Raw genomic sequence first — 19,153 nt, 5'->3', positions numbered from 1 at the left:
TGTGGGGTTGTCTTATCTTCGCTTACTCACTGCGCGGCCCAAGCGGCGTAGCCAGAAACCATGTATTCCCGAACGGGTCGACGATCCCAGCGCTTCGTTCCCCGTACTCCTTGTCCGCAGGCGGATTCAGAGAACGCGCACCCGCTTCGAGCGCGCGACGGTAACAGTCGTCCGTGTCCCGCACATACAAATGAATCGTATTCGGGGCCTGCTGACATGCCTCGCTGGCATCTGATGCTGCTATTAGTGAGTCCCCGATCCGAATCTCTGCATGCATGATCTTGTCACCGGACGGCGTCAGGTGCCGTTTCATCTCCTCCGCATCGAAAGAACGGACAAGGAAGGCGATAAAATGCTCTCCCCCCTCCACAATGCAATAAGGCCGTACCGATGGAAAACCGTCATTCGTCAATTTCATTCTCTTTCCCTCCATTCCGTCCGAAGTCGGGGAGCGAAGGCGGGCTCAGGAGCTCCATCCGCAGCTTTTCTCGCCCCGTCATCGGATCGTTCCCCTTCATAATACCAATACGGAGGCAAGATCGATTGTAAAAATTTTACCCGCCTTCCCGAATCGGCACATGGTTGCGGAAGGGTCCCCGGAGGGTCCGGTACTCACCCGGGGTTATCCCGGAGAAAGCGCGAAAATCATGATTAAAATGGGACTGGTCGAAATATCCGCATGCTATGGCGACCTCCGTCCAATTCCCCTGAAATCCGGGAGAAGCGGCTAATCTAAGCGCATCCTGAAAGCGGCGAACGCGCAGGAAAGCTTTCGGTGTCATGCCGCAATTTATTTTGAACAGCTCGATGAATCGTCGCTGGCTCATTCCGATCTGACCGACAATTTCGGCAACTGAGTTGATCGCGGCGCTATCCGCCTGCCTAAGGAAGAATTCGATCGACGGGTGGCGTTCCATCGAGCCATTAAGATGATTCAACAAGAACTGCTCCGTGACGGCGAACATGCACTCCGGCGTCTCAGCTTCCAGCAGCCGATCCAGCAACTCCGCCGCATCGCTGCCCCATAGATCGGCAAGCGGCAACAGCGTATTGTGCAGCTCTTGCCCCGGATACTTCAGGAAGGGCAAGGCGCCTGAGGGCTGGAACTGAATGCCGAGCATGGTCGATTCGTTCCCGGTATCCATCCTAAAATATTCCGATCGCGAGCCGCCCGCAACCGCTCGTCCGAAAGAGCGCAGAGCCCCGCCAGCTTCACGGTCCGCAAGCCGTACTACCTTCCCGTTTAGTTGGAAGGTGATGGATGCCGTACCGTCAGGCATGCGCAGTTCCGTCGGCTCGAGCGGACGGTAGCCCGCGAAGTACCAGATGTTTTGGACGAAATAGGTTAGCGGCGGTGACGGCTTGTATGTTCGATAGACCATCGTGGTCGAAGCCTCCTCATTGTGCCGGGTGGGATTGTATATATCACGCTTCATTAGTTGAAGCCGGAAGCCTGCTCGCGCTGACCGTTGTAATCGGCGCCATGGCCGTATTCGCTACGAATGCCGCGCCTGCGGATTCCGCAGGCGAACAGAGCCGCTCATCCGCCGCCGGCCATGCGGAAACCGCGAACGACGAATTGCCTCCTTATACACTATCCGGCGATCGTGGCCCAGTGAACTACCCCCGAATATTTCTTAACGATAGATAATGCTAATCTCAATAATGGTGGAAATTCTTGATCCCAGCAATCTGGATACGATTATCTGGTAGCAAACAAACTATCGGAACATTTACTGTTAATGCAAATAGCAATTTGACTATTAATGTTACTCACGCAAGTGGACATGCTTTTTATTTAAATTATAATACAGATAATGGTATAGTAAGCGGAAAAGTTAGTGTACGGGAATCTGACGTACCTCTTTAATTCAATTTCTAGTTGTTATAAACTAACTCAACTTTCGTACCTACTGATAAATCAATGTTAAAAAGAAGCTATCAGTCTGAAAGGGGCTGTCCCAAGCTACTATGGCCTACTGGCCACCACCATGAATGAAAATGTACTAGGCAAGTCAAGGCCGAGAAGCGTTCATTTCAGCCCTGATGAGTCCCCTCTCGTCCTCACCTCTTCTAAACTTGCAGTACCTTTCGAGGAGCTGCCTCAGTTCATCTATCCGCTTGACGCCGACCCACTCGAATCATTTCTATCTTGGTCCGATGCACTTCCAGCCGATTGCCGGATGAAAAAGACTTAACCCAATTCTTCGTGCTCGCTCCCGCCGCATAGTGGGGGCTATTTGACACTTCCCCCATGTTGACTAGTTTGTTCTACTGGAGTAAAATGAACTCACAATCATTCTACTGTAGTAAAATGCTATTGTAAAGGAGCTTAACCATGCAAATCAAGTTATTTGATTCAGAACTAAAGATAATGGATGTTCTCTGGAAGAATGGGGATACCACTGCAAAGCGGATAGCAGAAATCTTAAAAGAGCAAGTAGGTTGGAACAAAACGACGACTTACACGCTAATCAAAAGGTGCATTGCCAAAGGGGCGATTGAACGTATTGAACCTAATTTCGTATGCCATCCCCTTGTCACGATTGATCAGGCTAGAGAGCTTGAAACAACGGAACTCATTAACAAAATGTACGACGGCGCCGCCGACCAGCTTGTGGCTTCTATTTTGGGACGCAAAAACCTACCCCCGGAAGAAATCGAAAGACTAAAGCGGCTCGTCAATAGCTTGGAATAAGGGGGCTGCTTATGAGTTTGCTAAACATGAGTTTTTCGGCTGCTATACTTATTCTAGCTATTATAATCATCCGTGCGCTGCTATTGCACAAACTGCCGAAAAGAGCCTTTCTTGTTTTGTGGAGCGTAGCGTTATGCCGCCTGCTGATTCCCTTTGAGGTTTCGTCACGGTTCAGCATTTATTCGGTTGTAAATATGCTGCTGGAAGGCAGAGCTTCCGGAACCGATTTACCGTTGGCAGGAATACCTGCTGTGCCAAACCATACGGCTATAACAGAAACTGCTGCAACCTTGCCGGAAGCGGCGCGTGCAAATGTATCTCCTTTAATAATAATCTGGCTCATTGGTTTAGCGGTCTGCACTCTGTTTTTCCTTGTAACACACCTGCGTTGCCGCAAGGAGTACAAGACGGCGCTTCCTATCGACAATGCCTTTGTGAAACTCTGGCAACAGGAACATCCAATATGGAGAGGTGTTCAAATACGGCAATCGGATACAATTTTTGCCCCCCTGACCTATGGTATATTCCGACCGGTTGTACTTCTGCCTAAACAAATGGATTGGACAGACGAAACCCGACTGCGCTATATCCTGACCCATGAATTTGTGCATATCCGGCGATTTGATACGTTGAAAAAGTTAGTAATGGCAATCGCTTTATGCGTTCATTGGTTCAACCCTTTTGTGTGGCTGATGTATGTACTTGCGAATAGGGATATCGAATTGTCCTGTGATGAAGCTGTTGTAAGGGCTTTTGGGAGAAATGTAAAATCAGCCTATGCTCTGACATTGATTGGGCTGGAAGAACAGAAAAACCGTTTTACTCCGCTTGTAAACAATTTCAGTAAAAACGCTATTGAAGAGAGGATTGTGTCGATTATGAAAATTAAAAAACGCCACGTATTTTCTCCTATTTAGCTGTTGTTCTTGTATCCGTTGTTGCACTTATATTTGCAACGGCGGCAGATCATACCGATGAAAAGGGAAATAATAACCAAATGATTATGGCAGATGCTAGTAAAGATGATAATGCGATAAAGTACGCAAACCTATATATAGATAAGATTTTATCTCATTTTGAACTTACCGGATCGGAAACGGATAATATTTCAAGTATCCTTGCTGCGGCTATCACGAATGCTCAAAGCACCAGCCTATACGACTATGCCAAAACACATGTTTTGGTTGGAAATACGGAGGAGGATATTCGGATTCTTCTAATGTATGAATCTTTTGAGTTTGTTCCAGCATTGTCAATTATTTTAAAAGAGTCAAATCATGATGCGCGCGGACAGATTATTGCTGCTATTTATCAAGAATACGCAAGTGCGATGGAAGAAAATCATCCAGTAGAATTTGAACGTATGATGACCAATCTGGAATATTGGAGAAACAAATAATCTGTTTCATTGATGGAAAAGCAAAACCGTCAGTTTTAAAGTATAAAACTGTGATAATCAGAAATGGACAACAGGTGAGAGTAGAGAGACAAAAAGTAACCCTTCCGTTGTTGCATACTGACCTCCCCCTATAGAAAATTATATTCCATCGTTTCAGCAAACCTCAAAAACCGATAAAACTGCCCTCAGAGGCAGTTTTATCAATTGACTTAAAACCAGCTTTCATAAAATTACAAGCTCTGGATCGTTATAATAGTTGTCCACGATTCAAATGAAGGATGAATTACAAAGGCGGATTACAAAATGTTCAAGCAACGCTCGTATTTCCAGTACGCCCTGCTTGTCCAATCCAACGCGCCGTAAAGTGTTCATAATATCGTTATCCGAAATGAAGCGGCGAATAGAGGAAAACAATTGCTCAAAGATTTGTCAGCTCAAGTCATAAGTAACACATTCCAAATCCCAGGAATGCAAAAAGCTCCTGAATCGTCGCGAGGACGAATTCAAGAGCTTGTTCATTGTTAAGGTGATGCGGTCGAGAGGACTCGAACCTCCACGGGGGGTTAGCCCACACGGACCTGAACCGTGCGCGTCTGCCAATTCCGCCACGACCGCAAATCTTTCTCCTCAGTCAGTACTTCGAAAAGCATAAGAAACTACAGGGGAGAACTGAGAACTAAAACTTCGGTAAAATCGTATAACCTAACTTTTTCGACTTTTACACAAGTATCTAAACAATGTATATTTGTCGATCAGCCGTAGTTACATAAATGGTGCGGTTGAGAGGACTCGAACCTCCACGAGCGTACGCCCACTACCCCCTCAAGGCAGGGACAAGGTTCAATGCCTTCATTTTTGTTCACCGTCACTCACTTAACGTCACTTATTATGCCTGTTTTCGGGCATTCTGTCAAATGAAAATGATGGTTTTCACTTTTCTTCACTACAAAAAACTGTCCTCCACTTCTGTTTGTCCACCAAATTCCACCACGTTTTTGATCTTGTATCTTGTAGGGCTGCAGCTGATCATGCTTATCCCACATGTAGCCAAATTGAAAATCCGCACAAAATTAATAAACGTAACAACTTTATAAACATTAACAACTTTAATAATCCCCCTCGCTCTCCTCAGACAGCTTTTTGCTCAAATACTGTTCCAACGCAAGCGTTGCAAATGTCGATTTCTTCATGTAATGTCGCTGGCAATACCGGTCAATTTGTCCGTCAAGCTCATAGCTGATGGCAAAACTGACCGGCTTCACCTTGCGTTCTCTTTTGGAATCCGGTTGATCATTCGATTTATATTTGTCCAAGGTACTTCGTCTTGTTTTCTTATTGATCGGCTGATTCTCAGGGATGACCGTTTGATTTGCCAACTCGTCCAGTTTGTTCAAATCCAGATCGTTAGTTCCCGGCATATCAAGCATCCCCTCCTAGCTTCCTGAATAGTTCAAGCCCAACTTTCCTGAAATCGTTCATTATGTTCTTCGCGTATTTATTCTCGACATTGTGAAGCAAGATTCCCTCGTTTTTACAAGCTGATACAGTTGATGAATACCGGATGTCACCAATGAATTTTTCTTCTGGGATCCCTGAGCTGCAAAGCTCATCTTGTATTGATCGCTTTTGATTTTTGGCTTTCGCCTTATTCAATTCCACTTTATTAAAGATAATGCCGTAATCTAGGTTATAACCGGCGTTCTGGTACTCCCTGATAATCTCGACGCATCGAAGAACAGCCAACTTTGAATCCAAATCGACCTCAGACGGAATCAAGCAATAATCTGACGCGGCGATTGAATAGTTCACAATATCACTGTTTTCTGACGGATGCGAATCAATGATGATAAAATCAAAAAGTGATTGCAGTGGCTCAATCTTTTCGTTGAAGTATTGAAGTTGCTTAACTCTCGGAATTTTCTTCGAAACCCACTCGCCAAAATCATCGATACGTTCGTCACTTGGAATATAGTATATGTTTGATTCTTCAAAACGCTGGATGACTTCTGATGGCTTGGCTTCGCCAGTAAGCCAATCAAATGCATTCTTTTCAAATGAGTCCCGATGCTGTAGAAAGCCCGTTGCAATCGAGCTGTTTTGGCATGTGTCGATGATGCATACTTTCTTCTCATTTTCCGCCGCGACAATCGAAAGAAAACGAGCTAATGTGGATTTGCCGACTCCACCTTTGGTGGATAGAATTGTGATAACGTTAGAATTCATATATAAATAACCCCCTCAATTGAACTATTGAGGGGAGGCTGTCGTATTCCTTTAATAAAGTTGTGAAAATTAATACAGTTAATAAACTTGAAAATCCATTACTGTTGGACTGGCTCAAGAAATATTATGACCTCATCACTGCCAGGGTTCATCCTCCCGTTATCGCTGGTTATCGAAAAGTCCCGGAAGTCTTCTCCTGTCTGGGTTTTCGGCGTTTTTCATAATCACTGGTTATCGGTAAATCCGGGTCAATATTGGCAGTTTGTTACCGGATTGTTACCGCGTTTTTACCATTATCCCAAGTTTATTATGCTTACCTTTTGCTTATATTCAATACGACCTTCATTAAACGATACAGAAAATGACCGCAGTTCCATCCCTAGTTCAATGCACTCCAATAGCAATGAATGATATTGTGAAAAGTTGGAATCAATATTGATTTTCTTAAGGATTGGGCTAAGTGATACAATTAGATAAACAACCTTGTATCCTCGTTGTAAAAGTCCTTTAATTTTTTGAAGCTGTACGATTGCCCTCTCCGAAAATACACTTGGAAATCTTGCTTCCCTAAATGCTGAAATGATTCCCTTAACTTCTATAATAGTAGCTTTATTATTTCCATGATTCTCAATCATTATATCAGCTTTATATCCTTCAATTGTTTGTTCTCTTTTTAATCTTGTTCCAGAAAGTTTCTTTATTTTGTTATCAATTATCATCGTTTCAACTATCTGATCGACCATATTTAAATTAATCAAAATATATTTGTTGTAATATTTTACAGCAAAAAGACTAAACTTAGTTCGTTTATTTGTTCCTTTGTTTGCAGTAAGGAGAACCTCGCGCCCCTTGAGCTTTAAATAGTTCTCGATTCGGGAAGAGCTAGGTACGTAGCACTCACACAACTCATTTTCAATTAATACTATGCATAAAAATCTATTCTTGCTCTCCTCAACAAAAACGCCCTTTATATAGCTATCATTATTAAACAATGCTCATCAGTGTCCCTTGCTGTTTTTATAGTAAAATCGCCGTCAGGATGTCATTAATCCTGACGGCAAAATGATTAATATATATACTTCTCTAAAAAGCCTTCTAAATCCTCTTCACTAATGTACAACCCTTGTAATCTTGTCATATCGCCATTAAGTGAGAACAGCATATCACCTTTACCCAATAAATCCTCAGCTCCAGGAGAATCCAGAATAGTCATAGAATCCTGGTGGGCTGGTAATCTGAAGGAGATCCTGCAAGGGATATTGGTTTTTAGATTCGAGGTGACAATATCTGCGCTTGGTCTCTGGGTAGCGACTACTAAATGTATTCCAACATTTCTAGAACGTTGAGCCAGTCGGATCATTTGTCTTTCAAAATCCTTTTTTCGACCTTCAAGGTCTGCAACCTGAACAAGGTCAGCATATTCATCAATTATTACAACGATTGGCTTTAATGGTGCTTCAGGATTCTTCTGGTTGTAGCTAAACAAATCTCTACTGCGCGATTGTCGCAGCAGATCAGTTCTTCTTTCCAATTCATTCTCAGTCAAATCCGTAAGTATTTCGACTGCCTTCTCCGCATCCAGGATTACCTCTTTATTCCGAAGATGCGGCAGACCATCAAAAAATATAAAGTCTGTTTGTTTAGGGTCAATAATAACAAACTCAAGCTGCTCGTGGCTATACTGTGAAATTAAACTTACAATTAAGCTATAAAGGAAAATGGTCTTTCCCGAGCCAGTGGAGCCAGCTGTGAGCATATGAGGAGCTTGGGCAATATTAAGTAGCTTGAATTCTCCACTTGGATCTTGTCCGATCACCACATTTAAATTACCGACCGGCGTATCGCGCGGCAGCATTTTAAGATAATCCAATAGCTTAATTGAATCGCTGCTTTTGCGAGGAACATCAACAAATACAAATTGAGTGCCACGCTCGTTCCCAACAAGAATTTCAGATTCAGCTTCTATTTCTCTTGTAATATCAGTACGATACCTCAATACCTTTTGCAATGTTTCGCCAGCTCTTAGTCTAACTCGGAATCTAATAAATCGTGCTGCAACTAAAGCCATCTCCGGATCAACAGATGATACATCAATCGAATAATCGCGCATAGCCCTAAATAGGGTACCTGCGTTTTTTATTATTTGGTCATTTAGCTCCGCTGCTGCATCTCTAGCTTGTTCTTGAGCAAAATCTGCTGCATCAATATTTTCATCACCGTTATTGATTCCATTATCCCTATGACTTCTATCTAGTGCTGAATCTGAAGAGAGATGAGGCTTCCCCTCAAGCTCCTTTTCAACAACCTGCTGGTTCGTGTCTACAACTGATGAAATGTTGTTACTAGCATCCGTTGTGGATTGAGTTGAATTCCTGCTCCCCTTGAAGCTGATAGAATCAAATTTGCTTTCAAATCTAACCTCACAACAATTTACTAAAACCTTATTTATAAAATCATCTCGGATTTCCAATAGGTTAATTTTGTAATCCGAGTCAAACTGCCTGCTTACGGAAGTTCCTTGCTCACTAAACCTAACATGATGAATTGAAGAGTTTATTGTCACAGGTATTTCCCCAGCAAACAGTCTATTTAATTGGTACGTCCACTCCTTTTTATCAGCCTTTGACATTGGAAGCTGATAAAAGGACCTAAAAGCTTGAAACCTCAGTAGCTCTCTTCTAGATGTACTTGTTATCTTATCTCTCTCATTGAAAATCTCGTGAATGATGCTTCTGACTGAATTAACCTGCTCAACAGCCTTTCCTGTGATTTCATTCTTATCAATTTGATAAGCACCATCATATGTTTTTACCTCAATAATATCTATCAACGCTTGATGCTCATCAAAGGTAATTCCAATAAGATCGGAGAATGCGCCTTCTTCACGTTCATCTAGCCAGCTCTGTGCAAGCTCTGTGTCTAAGCTTACTAGGATAAAATTCTTTGAATCCTGCTTCGACCAAATTGCAGAAATGGCTGTACCAAGAGCACCTTTAGTATGATCAATATTAAAGGTTCGGTCTATCTTTGAGGATGCGAGGCTCAGAACACCTCTTTCATTCAAGCCTTGAATTGTTCTTAGAACCTTTCCGACGCACTCTTCTTTTGGATCATAATTTCCAATAGAACGGATTGTGTTATCCATCCCTTTTGTAAGCTTTGCCCAGTCATTCGAATAAATCCCTACATCACGAAAGGATTTTGACTGATAATAAATACACTTCTCGGAGCCTATAACGCTCATCTCAAGATTCTTTAAATTCGCATCAGCAACTATTAACCATGGCACAGCCTCAAGTAGCTCGTTAAATTCCTGTTTACTTGTTTCTAGCTCTAATACAATTGTGTGATGCCAGCCTTGAGGCTTGTCATTAAGACGACCTATCAGATCATGATGATCAGAGAATATATTTCCATCCGAAGCAGGTAGTATCTCTACCTTATCAGCGATAGGATCGTACTCAAAAACCTTTGGAATGCACAAAGGATGAATTTTTAGAAGTGGGTTCCTTCTTATATTTGAAACAGACTTCCCGCATGGATCAAACAATATAACTGTATGAAAGTGATGCTTTTTCACCAGCTCAACTAGTGCTTCAAACCCTAAAACAACTGTTTCGATTTTTATTGAAAAGTTCGGATCATTGGAAAGGGCAAACTTGTTGTATATTGTATCATCCACATCATCAAAGCTTGACCAATTCTCAGGGGTCTCCTTAGTTTTAAATATATGTATATGGGCTCCCTGCAGTCTTATATCCTTTGCTCGGAGCATACCTCTAACCAAATCAAACACGTGCTTTACGCTTGGGGGATTCACAAAGGCTGCTCGCAGCCCAAACGAGCTGTGTGGATAGACCTTAATTAGCTTTGTTAGAGATTTTTCTATTACCTCAAGCCCATCAAGCATTTGATTGACCTGCTGCTCGCTTGAATAAATAGGCAGCTTGCCGAGCTGGCTTACCTCTGGAATTACTCTGTCGCCCTTGTTTGAAATGTAGCTGCTAACGAAAGCTGTGGGTAACGGGTTGGGAATTTCGCCTGATGCCCGAACAAGGAAATCTTTATCTATCTCGCTCAAGCTGGAGGAGGATTCCCTTAGTCTGACCGTTAGCTCAACGTACTTCCAAAGATATAATGGAAATAATGGTGTGCTAGTTGCGTGAACGCTTTCCTCTCCAATGATGTAGATCATGTCTAAAGAATTAATGCTAGCCACTAACTGCTTAGAGCCCTTGGGACTGAAGGAGCTAAATAACCCATAATGCTGCTTAATAAGCTTGAGAACTCTTCCGTACAGCTCTACATATGCAGCACAGCTTTTTAGAATTTCATCAGTCTCAACAATCTTAAGCATTGGACAATCTGCTAGGCGGTGAGCTGCGCTTACTAAGCTGCTTCTGATAGATAACAGCTCATTAAAGACCTCCAATAGTCCCTTTGCCTCAGCATATTCATCCTCAAATAGAGCGATAATTTCCTTAATTCCATCAATATACTCTTTATCAAATACTCTAACTCTAAACTGCTCCAACGAACGAAATGCATCTATTGGGTTTTTAACATTCGCTTTTATTACGCCCCCAAAGGAATTCTCACCGACAAAGGTTTGAATAAGGCTGTGGATCTCAGGAATAAACTCAATACGAGTGCTCTCATTTTCACTCTCAACGTTAACCTTGCTAGCTTTAGCCTTTTCCCATTCAGTATATTTTTGCTCAATCTCATCAAGCAGTCCTTTTACTTTATCAGTGTCATGCTCAATTATTAAATCAACAGCAGTTGATTCCGGTGAATCTGGCTTCCTTTTAGATTTTCCTGAGCTGTTATCAGAGTCTTCTGGACCGTTATCATCGTCAACAGGCTTTTTCTTATTTGTTTTTTCATTCTTAACCTTAGAAAGAAGCTCTTGTACCTCGCTGTATTTCATATGTCCGAGAACAGAGACATCTCTTGTACTATAGAATCGAAGAATGTTGGAACGAGTTGAATGAAATTTATCTGAATCAGGGTTAGATTGGATTGCCTTACGGTCCTCTTTATTCAAGTTGCTTATTCGTGACACTAGTTTAGAGTTTTCAATTAGCCTTTGTCTGATTGAATCTATATTACTCTTCACAAATACACTTTCATCGATTAACAACCCTAGTCTAAACAGATGCTCTATTGAATCTCTTGGAATATCATCATCATTTAACATTAGGTACTGGTAATAATCAATCAGTCGCTCTAGCGAAACCACTTCCATTATTTTCTTAGAATTTAAGGATTTCCACATATTCCTTAACGATTCATTAATTCCCCCAAGCTGCTTCTCCGCACTGTCACACAACACTTTATAAATCTCTTCAGAGGATATTTGCTCATACCAACGTAGGGAGGAGAGCTTTGGAACTGCTCTTTTTACAATTACAATACGAGTGCTATTAACGTCTCCGTCATTCCTAAAATCCTCTGCTTCCTCGACTGAATAATACAAGGAAAGGAAGGTAAGCTGACTATTCAGCTCTAGTCGAAGCTCGTCAAGCTCGGCTTCTGTGAAGCCAACAAAAAACACATTTGGCTTTGCTAGCTCCTCTTCTTTAACCCGAAGCTCGAGCATATTTATAAAATTACTATACGAATATTTCGGTAAATCCTTCAAAAGAACACCATAGCTCTCATTTAACACTCTTTTACTTACAATAGATGCAAGTATATCTGAAAGCACAATCTGAGAAGACATTTTTTACCTCCTTAAAGAGATCACAGTAACACCATCTGCATAGCGCTTCCCGTATCCCATTGAGATTAAAGTATCAGCGATTTTCTCCGCATTTTTCGCCAAATCTCCAGCTAGATCACCAGGCGTATTTTGAGTCACCTTCCAGTCAGTCAGCCTTTCAAAATCGGTCTCAGGGTTAGCGCCAAAAATGATACCATACCTATCCCATAGCTCATGACCAAGCTGGCTTAATGTTAAGCCTCGCCCTGGTTCTAGAATTGTTAACAATAAGATTTCCATAATGAGTGGATCAGGGGAGTACCTCTTTCGCTTTCCACCCTGTGCCCTCGGTGCAAGTAGAGCAATTCTTCCACCGAAGGTTGAAATAAAGCTTGAAGGATCAGTATCATATTCGTCGGCAAAGAGCTTAAACCGTGATGCCTTAATGAAGGCTTGAAAGGGATCTTGGATTTGTTCATAGTAACCCAAATATAAGGCTCGGTAGCTTTTGCGCTTTTCATCCTCCTCCTCACGGTTAGAGGTTCTTCTTGAGCTTTCTTCTAAACGTAAATCATTTATTCGTGCAAGCATTTCTTCATGAGTAAATGTTTGATATTTCTCAGCTGATAGAATTTCTTCCAAGCCCTTTTCGAAAAATTGTTCAATAAGTAGTTTGGCTACCACCAAGGTTTCTTCGCTCGCATACTTCACAGAATCGAGCTGACCATCTGCATCAAAAAGAATAGGAACTCTATCATCAATAGAATATTCTGGGGATAAATCTAGAACCTTTGAAGACAAATGATTTATTATGGCAAAACAGCCAAACAGAATAATCCTCTCCAAGGTCAGGAGCTTATTTCCCGAAGACATTTCATTTTTAGCAAGCTTGTCAAATGAAGACCTTAATCTAGCTTCCACCCCACTGAGTAAAGGTAAATCTGAGTTAGTTGCTTGTTCATGAGTTTTCTTTTTTGCAAACTTGGTCAGCGGCGCTGCAATTCTACTAAGGTCATCGTTTTCATTCTCCAAAAATCCCTTTACTAATTCTAGACAAGTTGAAGGCTGACCATTTACCTCAGTAGTAAGTAATCGGTATAAAAAGCTGTGCAAGCCAGCTTCTAGCGCAACAGCCCCCCGAACCTGCGTCTTACTACTAATCGTCAATACAGTATTATTTGCACTTGGGAATGCAGCATTATCGGCATTGAAAATAATATTCAAAAAAAACCGAAGCATATTTATCTCATCATCATCAAAGCTACTTCCATCGAAAGCATCGTTATATTTAATTCTTATTTGCGAAGCTGGATTAACTTCTTTACCTTGCTTCCAGCGAATTATCCACTCATTCAAAGCATCCACTGTATAGCTCTCTCCCGATACAAGTCTAAATAAGCCATTAGCAACATGTACCGGTTTAACGGATGACGAAGTAGGTCTATATTTAAAATAATCATTTAATACCTGATTTCCATATTCCTTCAATCGGTTTGCCATCTTCTACCCCCGCTTTGATACATATTGTGCATTATTGACCTTTACCCGATATAATGAACGATTGTCCATATCCCTAATTAGAAACTCATTTGCTCTGCTTGCCGATTCTAACGAGGAAAGCTCATTCATAAATCGAAGGAGCTTAAATTGATGCTGTTCAGGTACCAGTTGTGATGGATAGCCTACTTGAACTAATGTTAAAACTCGATAAAGGTTAAGGTCAATTCTCAGCTCAACAAATACCTTTTCTTTCGACTTGTAAACCCGGAAAAGAAAGTGATCGGGAACGTACTCCATTTCCTTTAAATGACCAGGTAGCCTTGGAACAAGTAGTTCAATTTGATTCGAATATGCATATTTACTAGAAACAGCTACTCTGGGATAAGTGCGAAGCTCGTATTTATGTGTCGTCCAAATCTTGAGCTTATCATCCTCATTATCATCAGGATTGAAAAATTTATTGATTCCAGATATAATTTTTTTTATCATTTCGTCCTGTCTATCGTAGCCTTGAAGTAATACATCGTAATATGCTTTATATTCCGTAGGGAGCAACTCTAGCAGTTCATTTCCTCGCTCATTCTCGAAATAAAACCTTCTCTTCAAGGCTATAAAGGCTTCTAACGGCTCATCCGCATACTCAGGAGCAGTATATTTATCCTCGAATAACCAGCCCTCTGTAAGCGTTCCGTTCCATAGGCGTTCATCAATCTCCGGGTGAGAGTAGTGGAAAGGATCGAATATGGCTAGCACAGTAAACAGCTCGTTTGAGCCATTAAATATTAGATTGTAATAATCATTTTCATCTGAGACTTCAGTTTTTCTGATCACACACTTCTTGCCAGATGTGATGATAAATGCGAAGAAGCCCAGGATATCCCGCATAACAACATGGAGTCCAATACTCCCAATTTTCTCAATAACAGAGAATAATCGTTGTTGTACAACAGGGTGCTTAAGCTTAATAACATTCATTGATGCGGAGCAGCTTTTACAATTTTCACAAGGTTTGCTGATTTCCAACAGCTTATTTAAGGTTTTTTCTAGCATATCTCTGGATAGTAGGTTTCGATTGTTTAAATCAACAACCACCACTTCCTTGACTGTTTCTTCGCCTCCCTTGTTATAGATAATCCCTTTTTCCCTTTGCAGCATGATTTGCTGAAAGCCCGGGAGTCTATCACCAAGCTTTTCCATCAACGATATTAGCGGAAATTCGTTAATTGCCACAATACAAGGCTTTCCATCAGAAACTGCCTCTGTGAGCTCAGTTAAAAAGGCTTCTTCGTCCTTAATGCTGTTTGCATCGGGCTCTACGTAGGCATTGTGCGCGTCAAGAACCGATTTTAATGATTTTATTAAATGTGTTTTACCGTCACCAGGATTGCCTGTTAAGAAAATAAGCTTCTTTTGCTCAATATACTTTTTCAATAATGCCTCAATCCCGGATTCCACGTGAAGAGCTCGGAGTTCCTCTATACTAAAAACATCAGCATAGCTATTTCGATTATTGTAAAGCTTTGCGATAAAATCTAAATCAAAGTACATACTACTCCCCTCCAAATTAAAAGTAATTACTCAATAGCATTGAGGCTTTATTAAAAGCACTAAGTCTCTCAATAAGATCAACATTTTCAATCCTTTTTAGAAACCATCGCTCTCTCCAAAAGTCAATTAATTGACCTGTGTGCTTCTCCTCATTTCCATCCAGTGGAAGGAAATACTTCAATTCCTCTACCTCACCCCTAAGGAACTCACGAGTATTGGATGCTAGAGGAATACCGTAAACAATTCTTCTTGTATGGTGCTTCAGAAAATTTTCCGAGGAGATCCCCAATGCAGAAAGCCCAGAGCGTATGAGTCGTAACCGAGGACTTGTTCCCTCACCAAATACATTATTGATTTTTCTGCCGCCATCAATTTGTTGTACCATTGTACTTATAAAGCGAGTGGTTTCTTGTGCAAAAAAAACTGAACCGAAGCCCTCTGTCTCACCTAGCTTTTTGTATTCTAAGCTCTGACCATTACCAACTGGAATCTTTATCCTGTTATATTGACTACTTCCCATATGATACAGACTTGTAGTTCCTAAAAAAGCAAGCTGAGAGTCCCTAATTACCTGTTCACCTTTCATTCTAGATGCGATCTCACTGACTTGCTTAGAGTATCTCTCGTTATATTCCTTAACCACTACAGGACTACACATTAGGATGCTTACTAGCTTGCCTGCTAGAGCCTCATTATATGGGGGGATTCCACCACACACAATAATTTCCATCAGATTCGAACCAATCTTACTCTTTCTATTTGCTTGCAGAGCAATATTAATGGATTTACCTTTATCAGTCGATATAAGCCTTTTTAAAGCACCAAGACTATCCTGCTCAGTTTCAAGTATTTTTCTGATAACTAGCTTTGCTTCAAGAAGCTTTGCTAATTCAATAGCTCTCTTTTTTGTAAAGAGCGGTGTACATGCTTCTGCTGTCCAATTGACTTCTCCAGGCGTTCTTTTATTATTTAATTGAAGGTCTTTAAGGGACTCAGCAACTTCCTTTAGCCGCTCTATACACATAAAGCTAGGATTCTCAATTTCATTATCTGACAATAGATTAATTGGTGTTATGTCATTAATTGCTTCATTTAAAAACCTTAGAAGGAGTTGTATCGTATTGTCGCTCTCCCGTTGAATACGCGCTTGATACTCACGATCGTTTTCTAATTCAGTCGTCTTTTCAACTTGTCGCTTTAGTCCAAGCTGTCCAGGAAGGGTTTCCTCAAAAGCTTCCTTCTTAACTCTCTTCTTTAATGCATTTTTTATGGAATCTAGTGTCCAGCCAATAAAATTATCCCTATTTGTTAATTGCAATACACAATTGCCTAAGGCGGCAATCCCCATAACTGGATGATTAGGCTGCGCGGCATCTCTAATTAAATAGAAAATATTCCTTCCTGGTGTCGATTTATAAGGAATTGACCATGAATAACGAAAATATCTCCAGATGTCCATTAATTTGTAGCCTGTGTGAATACAAGATGAATTATCTACAAGCTGAACATATGGCTTTATCCCAGAAGCAGCCTCTTTTAAACGCTCCTCCTGATTGACACATTCTTGTATTTTCATTATTGTTGATGAAAGCAGCGAGCTATCCCCGACAAGATCTAGTATGTTGAGTTCTTTGCCTTGGTGTTTACGCCTTTTTTCCATTCTTTTAATGAAGGCTCTAATACTATCCAGCTTAAATTGTGCATTTCTTTCATGCTGAAGTTGCTGACGCAGATAAGCCTTGTTGTCTCCTCTTAGTAAAACAGGAGGAGCCAGCATCAATTCATGGTCATCATTTTTTAGGATTCTCCATTCCTGAGTCAATAAATCTCTTAATATACTTAAAATTGAGAGAAACTTCATTCCCTCTACATCTTCCAGAGTGATGATACTTTTCCATTGTTGAATATGATCATTAAGATATTGAATACGTTGGTAATTAAACTTGTCCAGTAAAGCTGTAGTGATTTTATTAAAAACACCCATGTAATTTTCATTTAAAGTGGGCTTAAATGGCATGAAATCTGTTATATCAACAATCTCGCTTGTATCGAATCCGACATTCTTCTTAGTTGCTTGACTACTCATTATTGAACCTGCTTTCATCATTGATCATATAATGATCATTTTACTACAAATTCAAAGCTCGTGCAGCTCCTTACGGGAACAAAAGTTCTGGAAATGTGCTCGCATCCTTTTTCATTGACAATATAATCAGCTAAAATACCACCGTTTAATTATGAAATATCCCTATCCTTTCGATCAAACACTTCCAAACTCCTGCTTGCATAGGAAAAAAGCCCCGCTAAGCGGAGCGATAAATTATTGATGTTCTGTTTCTATACGGCTATTTTTCAAATCTTCTAGCTCTTGTTGTAACTTTGAGCAAAAACCCTCTAACATGCCAATTTTTGCGTATAGATCTTCGAAACTTGGCTTGCAAGGTTCAAGTTGTGGTGCCTGCTGAACAAAAAGCTCAAATTTAAATCTTCTATCATTTACAATAAGGTTATACATCTTTTGGCTGTCAATCTTTCCAACAAGACTTACTTTATTCCCGCAGATCTTACCGCCATCTCTGAAGCCTTGGGAAAAGCAGAATTCAACATCTAATTTTTCTTCAATAGTCTCTTCAGTTTCGTCGATGTTAGCTAATATATTATATTTCTCAAATCCTTTTATTCGTAAGCTTACATCCTTCCAGCTTGCTCCACCTGAATAGTCAACTACTAGTTTTTCATATTCAATTTTTTCAGATTCATTAATATAGTTGATCAGTCGGAACATATCTTCAGCTTCGTTTAATACATTTCTTACCGGGTCACATTCAAGGAATAGATTCGCAATCCTGCTTCTTTCAGGCTCGGCAATTTCTTTTTTACCCTTTTTGGTATTTTCCCGTAATTTACTAACCTTCCACCCATTGTCGTAAAAGATCTCAAGATGTTTTCTTCTTCTATCTCCATTTATATAAAATTCGATATGACTGATAAAGAACAAATTTCCTCTACGGAAATCAAACCATTTCCAATTATAAAAATCCTCATCTAGGGACAGGCTTCCTAACCGTTTAATTTCAATTGCATGATTATTAATTGCTTCCACTGACTCCACAACCTTTCAATGTACATTGTTTTTAGAAAGCACTTTTGCCGTGAGCAAACTTCTAACAATACCTTGTAGCACTATTTCCGAAGTGCAGCTTGTAATCTTGTTTCGCCAGTTGCCATTTCTTTAATCGTTGGATGTTGAGGAAATCTCTCCATGATAGAAGTCCAAGTATTAACCGCATTATCGATTGTATCAGGAGAGCCGATGTATGTTTTTTCATCCAATATAGCACCAAAAACACGATCTATTATAGTAGGCGGACGTTTGGGTTCCATTTTTCTTAGCATTGCAGCATACATCTCAGTACGAGCCATAAATCTCATATTCTTTTTTTGCTCCATCTTTTGAATTGCTTCTTCAGTTTGTTTTATCACTATAGCGTCATGGTATGAAATACTGACGTCTATGATATGCCCATCATATACATTCCAAGCGTGATGAATCGGAACTAGTCCCTTTGAAACTTCTACCCAGCCAACCCAAAATTCAATGTTAACTCCTAATTTTCTACCAATCTCACATACCTTAACCGCATTGGAATAGCATTGCCCTGTTTCAAAGTTATGTTTGTTTAATTCCGAGGCTAGCTCTTCGTTATTGATCACAGAGTCGATTGTATTATCTTTATGAAAAATGCGTATATTCTTTAAATCCGCTATTGGGTAAAATCTGGATGGTATCATGAAATTTTCATTGTTTAAAGTGAATTTATGTCTCACTTTGAGGGCTCCTTTTCTAATATTATCATTGAAAACCAATTAACTACTGAAACTAACAGAATACTTCTTGCCACACGCAATATGCTGAGCGACATATTTACTCTTGGAATAAAAACGGCAGCTCCATAATCGGAAGCCACCGTGCGCCGCGAAAGCGGAAAGCTGCTATTTTGTTAAGTTCATTCGCGTTCTACAAGTAACCGGTTCATGTAGGCTGCTATATGCCCATATGCTTCGTATTGCCCTTCATGGA

The 19,153-nt window shown here is 40.7% G+C and carries 14 protein-coding genes and 1 tRNA gene; 3 read left to right on the top strand and 12 right to left on the bottom strand.

Annotated features, from left to right (window positions below):
* Window positions 1–22: 22 nt before the first annotated feature.
* Together N0M98_RS09530 and N0M98_RS09525 are read right to left on the bottom strand one after the other, a co-directional pair.
* Window positions 23–418 carry a VOC family protein gene (locus N0M98_RS09530; protein WP_249862898.1) on the bottom strand — a complete coding sequence of 132 codons (396 nt, stop codon included), beginning with the start codon at window positions 416–418 and terminating at the stop codon, window positions 23–25.
* A 136-nt stretch (window positions 419–554) separates the two neighbouring features.
* Window positions 555–1,382 carry a helix-turn-helix transcriptional regulator gene (locus tag N0M98_RS09525; protein ID WP_249862897.1) on the bottom strand — a complete coding sequence of 276 codons (828 nt, stop codon included), beginning with the start codon at window positions 1,380–1,382 and terminating at the stop codon, window positions 555–557.
* Window positions 1,383–2,338: 956 nt separating this feature from the next.
* On the opposite strand from N0M98_RS09525, the gene N0M98_RS09520 reads away from it, so the two are divergent.
* The 3 genes from N0M98_RS09520 to N0M98_RS09510 all read left to right on the top strand — a co-directional run bounded on the left by N0M98_RS09520 (window position 2,339) and on the right by N0M98_RS09510 (window position 4,097).
* Window positions 2,339–2,698, top strand: a complete 360-nt coding sequence (locus tag N0M98_RS09520) for a BlaI/MecI/CopY family transcriptional regulator (protein WP_249862895.1) — start codon at window positions 2,339–2,341, stop codon at window positions 2,696–2,698.
* Window positions 2,699–2,709: 11 nt separating this feature from the next.
* Window positions 2,710–3,615 carry a M56 family metallopeptidase gene (locus tag N0M98_RS09515; RefSeq protein WP_249862894.1) on the top strand — a complete coding sequence of 302 codons (906 nt, stop codon included), beginning with the start codon at window positions 2,710–2,712 and terminating at the stop codon, window positions 3,613–3,615.
* 80 nt (window positions 3,616–3,695) lie between these two features.
* On the top strand, window positions 3,696–4,097 hold the full coding sequence (locus tag N0M98_RS09510; protein ID WP_259617684.1) for a hypothetical protein: 402 nt from the start codon (window positions 3,696–3,698) through the stop codon (window positions 4,095–4,097).
* 530 nt (window positions 4,098–4,627) lie between these two features.
* Here N0M98_RS09510 and N0M98_RS09505 read toward each other — a convergent pair.
* The 10 genes from N0M98_RS09505 to N0M98_RS09460 all read right to left on the bottom strand — a co-directional run bounded on the left by N0M98_RS09505 (window position 4,628) and on the right by N0M98_RS09460 (window position 18,900).
* A tRNA-Leu gene (locus tag N0M98_RS09505) sits at window positions 4,628–4,712 on the bottom strand.
* Between the two features lie 491 nt (window positions 4,713–5,203).
* On the bottom strand, window positions 5,204–5,515 hold the full coding sequence (locus tag N0M98_RS09500) for a hypothetical protein (RefSeq protein ID WP_259617683.1): 312 nt from the start codon (window positions 5,513–5,515) through the stop codon (window positions 5,204–5,206).
* A gap of 1 nt (window position 5,516) precedes the next feature.
* Window positions 5,517–6,320, bottom strand: a complete 804-nt coding sequence (locus tag N0M98_RS09495; RefSeq protein WP_259617682.1) for a ParA family protein — start codon at window positions 6,318–6,320, stop codon at window positions 5,517–5,519.
* Window positions 6,321–6,613: 293 nt separating this feature from the next.
* Window positions 6,614–7,312, bottom strand: coding sequence for a DNA/RNA nuclease SfsA (locus N0M98_RS09490; protein ID WP_259617681.1), 699 nt, complete (start codon window positions 7,310–7,312; stop codon window positions 6,614–6,616).
* Between the two features lie 74 nt (window positions 7,313–7,386).
* Window positions 7,387–12,045 carry an FtsK/SpoIIIE domain-containing protein gene (locus N0M98_RS09485; protein ID WP_259617680.1) on the bottom strand — a complete coding sequence of 1,553 codons (4,659 nt, stop codon included), beginning with the start codon at window positions 12,043–12,045 and terminating at the stop codon, window positions 7,387–7,389.
* A 3-nt stretch (window positions 12,046–12,048) separates the two neighbouring features.
* Window positions 12,049–13,524 (bottom strand): hypothetical protein, encoded by a 1,476-nt coding sequence (locus N0M98_RS09480; protein WP_259617679.1) that lies wholly within the window; start codon window positions 13,522–13,524, stop codon window positions 12,049–12,051.
* Window positions 13,525–13,527: 3 nt separating this feature from the next.
* Window positions 13,528–15,072, bottom strand: coding sequence for a P-loop NTPase family protein (locus N0M98_RS09475; RefSeq protein ID WP_259617678.1), 1,545 nt, complete (start codon window positions 15,070–15,072; stop codon window positions 13,528–13,530).
* A 16-nt stretch (window positions 15,073–15,088) separates the two neighbouring features.
* Window positions 15,089–17,158, bottom strand: coding sequence for a Druantia anti-phage system protein DruA (locus N0M98_RS09470; RefSeq protein WP_259617677.1), 2,070 nt, complete (start codon window positions 17,156–17,158; stop codon window positions 15,089–15,091).
* 234 nt (window positions 17,159–17,392) lie between these two features.
* Window positions 17,393–18,175: a hypothetical protein gene (locus tag N0M98_RS09465; RefSeq protein ID WP_259617676.1), complete on the bottom strand. Its 783-nt coding sequence runs from the start codon at window positions 18,173–18,175 to the stop codon at window positions 17,393–17,395.
* 80 nt (window positions 18,176–18,255) lie between these two features.
* Complete coding sequence (locus N0M98_RS09460; protein WP_259617675.1) at window positions 18,256–18,900, bottom strand: hypothetical protein; 645 nt, start codon at window positions 18,898–18,900, stop codon at window positions 18,256–18,258.
* Between the last annotated feature and the right edge of the window lie 253 nt (window positions 18,901–19,153).

The sequence above is a fragment of the Paenibacillus doosanensis genome, from assembly GCF_025060755.1.
Taxonomy (GTDB): domain Bacteria; phylum Bacillota; class Bacilli; order Paenibacillales; family NBRC-103111; genus Paenibacillus_S; species Paenibacillus_S doosanensis.
This window is presented reverse-complemented; position numbering and strand designations above follow the sequence as displayed.